Genomic DNA, 5,373 nt, shown 5'->3' on the forward strand with positions numbered 1-5,373 from the left:
TTATAATATTCTCCTTCATGACTATAATTAAATTCTAATTTATTTTGTTTTTTTCAAAAAATTCATTCATTTCCTTTATTTCAATCATATCTTGTAGTATTGACTTTATTTCCATTTTTAATTTTATTAAAAAATTTATTATTCACTCTCTATCTTCTATAAACCATTCCATAACTTTATTTTATTAATTACATTATAAATTTGTTTTTCCAAATCTAGAACTAGTAAATCTTCTTTTTCTATTAACTTAGCAATTTCAATTGACTCAGATACCTTATTTCTAACATAATAATTACCTTGCTTTTTATTTTTACTGTTATTATTCAAGAATTCATCAATTTTTTCATATTGTCCTATTTGCTTATCTATCTTATATTTCTTTTTGAATATCTTTCTAGACAAATAGTTTTCAATTTCTTTACCTTTTGTTATCCAAACTATAGCCTGATTGTTATCAAACTCACGTTTTATTCTTTGTTTAGTCCTATTTATTTGTTTTTTTGAATCTGTTTTATCACTATCTATTACAATAATTGCATTGATATTAGCCCTAAATAACTGAATTAATTCAGACGAATCATTAACTTTTCCAGTTAAATGAGAAAGTAGTCTTCCCCCATAGAATAAAATTTGATAATGTATATTCTCTCTTAGAACTCCATTTGAGTATAATTCAATCCATCGATTTATATAGGATCTATCAGATGGACCTTCTACCCAGATAACAGCATTAGATTGTAATATATCACTTGCTCTAACACCTAAATTCACTAAAATATCACTATTTTCGATAAATGAAAGTGCAGAATTAGTCACTACAGTCTGATTCTCTTTTTTTATATGAGTAAGAGTTACATTAGCCTTCCCACTAAACATATTTATCGGTACAGTAGAATGAGTAGTTAAAAATATTAAAGTATCATTCTCTATTGACCATTGATAAAGAAAATCAAATAAATTCCTCTGAATTGCTGGGTGTAAATTGTTCTCTAACTCTTCGAAAATAAATATAAAGTCACTTACCGATTGTTCAAGATTGTAACCTGAAATTCCCCTAGTCTCTAAAAATAGTTTTATCAAAACCAACAAAACCGTCTTTAAACCACTACCAGAACTAGAAATTGGAATTTTACCATTTTCATTCACCAATAAAATTTCCCATTTAGGATCATCATAGTCATTAGTTCCAATTTCTTGGCACATAATTCTCTTAAAATGATTCTCGGGCTTCATAATGCGATTTAAAGCATTTAAGATATCATTTTCAACAACATCATTTGGTAAATTAAGAACATTCAAATATTGTCTCAGTAAATTGGTTGCTCCCGTCCCATCTTCCAAAACATCTATATTTCTACTTTGTATTTCAGGCAATAAATTTCTGTCAGCAGATAATTTAACTACTTTTAATCTTCTAAAATTATAAGACAAAAATCTATCTGCTAAATCTATGAATTTTTCTATCCTCTTATTTCTATTTAATTCCTCTGGCATTATATCTGAAATAGAAAATAATGCTATTTGTTCTTTACCTAGCATCCTGCGAGGTTGGAACTCATATGATATAGATTTCCCAATGTAATTCTTTCCAAATTTCCAATGGTTACCATCTATTGACCCCCCATAAGAATTTTCATGGAAATGACTTCTTATACTATCTTCATCTAGGGAAAATCCAAAATTAATTCTAGTCTCTTCTGTGATTCCTTCAAATATAGCATCTCCTGACATCAATATTTCTATTGACTGTAACAACGTTGATTTACCTATATTATTTTGTCCTACCAATATATTTAAATTTTTTATTCTATCAAAGCCAACATAAGAATTTCCAATGTGCTTAAAATTTTTTATTTTTAATGATTTAATACGATTCATTAATACCTCGTTCTATAATTAAATTTAAAACTAAAATACATTGATTATTGTGTAAACTTTAAATATAACCACTTTCTAAACATTAGTCAGTAAACTAATACTATAAACTCAACTATATAATTTTAATAGTTTCTTACTATTAACTGTATCCTTTATCATAAAAATACTATCTAGCCCTCTCTCCATAATGCCCCATCAGGAAATAGCAACGCATCAGAAAAATAACTATAAACTCTAATTTCCTTAGGTTTACTATACGTAGAGCCAAATCTAAGCTGCATAAAATACCTTGGTAATTGTTCAAACGGAATTTCATCGTACTGCTTTGTCAAAATATCTTGCTTTAAATCATTGTTCTTCACCTTTTCAAATAGAGTTTTAATTGTTTGTCCTTTTGAAGGAAGAATATCTAGTCTCTGAGTAACTTCATTATATATAACTTCGCCCCAAGCTAAAACAAGATTTGCTTTTCTATCTTCATATGTTTTTCCTGTCCTTGTTAGCATATAATCTAATGCTGCTAAACATCCCGGGTAAGGATCCCCTCTAAATTGAGCATTAACTTTATATATTATTGTTTCTGTCCGTTCAGACCAAATAGTATTATCAAAGTACATCCCTTCTGACTGTATTGGAACTCCTTCTTTAACTCTGGATATATAGTCAATTACAGCACTAGATGGAACCGTTATAGTAGATGATATCGGAGATAAAGGAGTTCTTAAAGATTTCCTAGTATGTATTTTATTATGATACTCCTTTTGCATGAATAGTTTTCTATTACTTACATGATTTTGAGAAATTAAAGTTCCCTTCTTCTTATTTTGAAAAAATTGAATAATCTCATTTACACATTGAAACATTTCATCCATCTCATTATCAATAACAGGAACATCTGAATTTGTTCTTAATCCTTTATTAGCATTATTTATATCGGGTGAAGTCGGATTAGTACTATAATAACTAGGATAGTAATATAACAAAGCTGGTGCCTCTGGAAAAATATTAGATAATTTTTCTAACGCAAAGAATATTAGAGGATTAATTTCATCCCAATTTGAAGATGAATGCTTCTTTCTATAAACTAATGCAGCCTCTGGGTATATATAAATGGTAGGCACTCTATTCTCAACTGCTGCAGCAAGCCTTGCAAATCGTTGAAAAACATTATGTCCTGTACCAGCTTCCCTAGATATTTCTATCGATAAAATCGGTTCCCCGTTCAAATCAATAATTAAATCTGGAGAATCAAGATATTGAATATTTTTTATATGTGTTGGTAGCTTATGAAAAGATTTTGGTTTGCTCGCATCACTTTCTGGTAAATCCTTAAAAGATACATTCTCATGTCTAAGTAAAGTATTATTATATATAAATTTAGAAAAACCGTCTGTACTTCCCCATAAAACAAATTTATCCATTTTTTTCTCCTAAAATTTTTATTATTCCCTTAGCAATATTATAAGCTAACAATGGTGGTACAGCATTACCAGTTTGAACTCTTCCTTGAACAACTCCTCCCACAAAAACAAAGTCATCTGGGAAGCTTTGAATTCTGGCTCTTTCTCTTACCGATAACCCCCTATTTTGATCGGGGTGACCAAATTGAAACTGTGGTCTAATTCCACCGGCTAATTGTGTTGGACTTTGGATATCCCAAGACAATCTAATTCTTTGTTTATACTTTTCATACATAGGTTTACCAGGTATTGTTCTCTTTATTCTATCAATTGTACTCTCAGGATGTTTAGGGGACTTATGATTTTTCAGAGAATTATTAGCCACATTAGCTCTCATTTGTCTTTGATATTTATTTTGAGCTGGTTTCTCATAACATGTAATCTCCTCATCATTCCCTAATTTAGGCAAGTCACTTATGGCATCACGAATAGTTCTATGAGGATTTTCTAATGTTCCAAACAAAGGTTCTGGAAATTGAAATTCATTCTCTATATCATTCCTTATTCCAACAAAAATTAATCTTTTTCTAATTTGTGGAACACCATAATCAGCTGCATTAAGTAATTCTCTTTTTACCTTGTATCCTAAATTACCCGAAGAAGCTAGTGCTTCAGCTATAGCAATTTCAAATTCTCCATTTCCTAACGATCTCATTCCTGATACATTCTCAATTATTACAACTTTGGGATTATACAAATTTATAAATCTGATAACTTCTAGAAATAGGAAATTTCTCTCATCCTCTACATTCCTTTTTAAATTAGCTAACGAAAATCCTTGGCAAGGAACTCCTGCAGCAACTATATCAACGTTAAGATTATCTATTGCTTCACCGTATAACTCATTCGTAATTTTTCTTACATCACCTAAGATAGTGGAGGTATAGGGATTATTTAACTCGTATGTTTTTAAAGCTTCAGTAAAAATATCAACACCTAAAATAGGTGTAATCATCCCTGTATCAGTCAACCCTTTTGATAAGCCTCCTGCACCACAACAAATATCAACTAAAGTATATTTCTCTTGTGCTTCTCTATTACTTTTTTTATTTAATTTAGGATCTTTATCCCAGTAATAACTACTCTTTTCAGTAAAACTTTTAACTTTTTCTTTGGAAATCATTTATACCCCCCATACATCATCTACTAATTTTTTATAGTTATCTTTAATTTTTATCTTTTCTTCTTTTGGTATTCCAATAAATGTCTTTAATTCTAGGACGTTCAAATTCAAATCCAATTTAATTTTAAAAGATTTTTCATACTCATTCAAATTCTTCTTCAAAAAATCTAATTTTTCAAAATCTTTTGGATAGTATCTATCCTTATTTTCAAAAATCCATAAATCTTTATCCCGCAGCGCAATTATATCTAAGTTTAATTTTGGAAAATTCCTATGTTCAGGTGACAATAACACACCAGTTCCTGACTGAGGATAATCAAATGCTTTAATTTCAAATCCGTTGCTAACAAGATCTTGAATAATTTTTTTCGTTACAAACTCTTCTTTCATACAATTACCTATTCTTAAAATAATTTAGTACAGTATCATTCTATCACTATTCTCAATAAATTACGATTAATAAACAATGTCTATACGTTGTTACTTGTAACAAAAAATCTTTGTGCATATTCTCATTGTAAATTAAACTATAAATAAGACTTATATAACTCTCCAACTCTTAAAAAATGGGGTTGGGGATTCCCCAAAATTCAAATCATCCCAAAAAGTACATACACTTTGTGTATACAAATTTTGGGATGATTTTGGGAGTGTGTGTATACAGACTCTGAGCTCGCAAAGTCATATTATGAAAAATTTTTCCTTCTTGATAAAATAATCCAAAAAATCAATTTGACTGTCATTTGTGTGTACAAATATTTTAAGAAGATATATAAAAACGCTGCAAAATGTACTGACCCCAAAAAGTTAGACAATTAATTTATCCGAAGGATTTAGTTCTGTATTGTACAGGGCTAAGTCCTTTTAGTTTTACCTTAATTCGTTTATTGTTGTAGTAATCAATATAGTCTA

The 5,373-nt window shown here is 29.2% G+C and carries 5 protein-coding genes; all 5 read right to left on the reverse strand.

Translation table 11 applies throughout. The features are described from left to right. Nucleotides 1–156: 156 nt before the first annotated feature. Complete coding sequence (locus tag GEZ85_RS09620) at nt 157–1,878, reverse strand: ATP-dependent nuclease (RefSeq protein ID WP_153210134.1); 1,722 nt, start codon at nt 1,876–1,878, stop codon at nt 157–159. 170 nt (nt 1,879–2,048) lie between these two features. Further along, nucleotides 2,049–3,299: a hypothetical protein gene (locus tag GEZ85_RS09625; protein WP_153210135.1), complete on the reverse strand. Its 1,251-nt coding sequence runs from the start codon at nt 3,297–3,299 to the stop codon at nt 2,049–2,051. Continuing rightward, the gene (locus GEZ85_RS09630) at nt 3,292–4,461 is read right to left on the reverse strand and encodes a DNA cytosine methyltransferase (protein ID WP_153210136.1); all 1,170 of its coding nucleotides are present in this window, start codon (nt 4,459–4,461) and stop codon (nt 3,292–3,294) included. The genes GEZ85_RS09625 and GEZ85_RS09630 overlap by 8 nt, the downstream gene beginning before the upstream one ends. After that, a complete protein-coding gene (locus GEZ85_RS09635) occupies nt 4,462–4,851 on the reverse strand; it encodes a hypothetical protein (RefSeq protein ID WP_153210137.1) in 390 nt (129 codons plus the stop codon). A 430-nt stretch (nt 4,852–5,281) separates the two neighbouring features. Then, nucleotides 5,282–5,373: IS3 family transposase (locus tag GEZ85_RS09640; RefSeq protein WP_138008867.1), on the reverse strand; the 92-nt coding region annotated here is incomplete at its 5' end.

The organism is Streptococcus mitis, assembly GCF_009496205.1.
In the GTDB taxonomy this organism is placed as follows: Bacteria; Bacillota; Bacilli; order Lactobacillales; family Streptococcaceae; genus Streptococcus; species Streptococcus mitis_BN.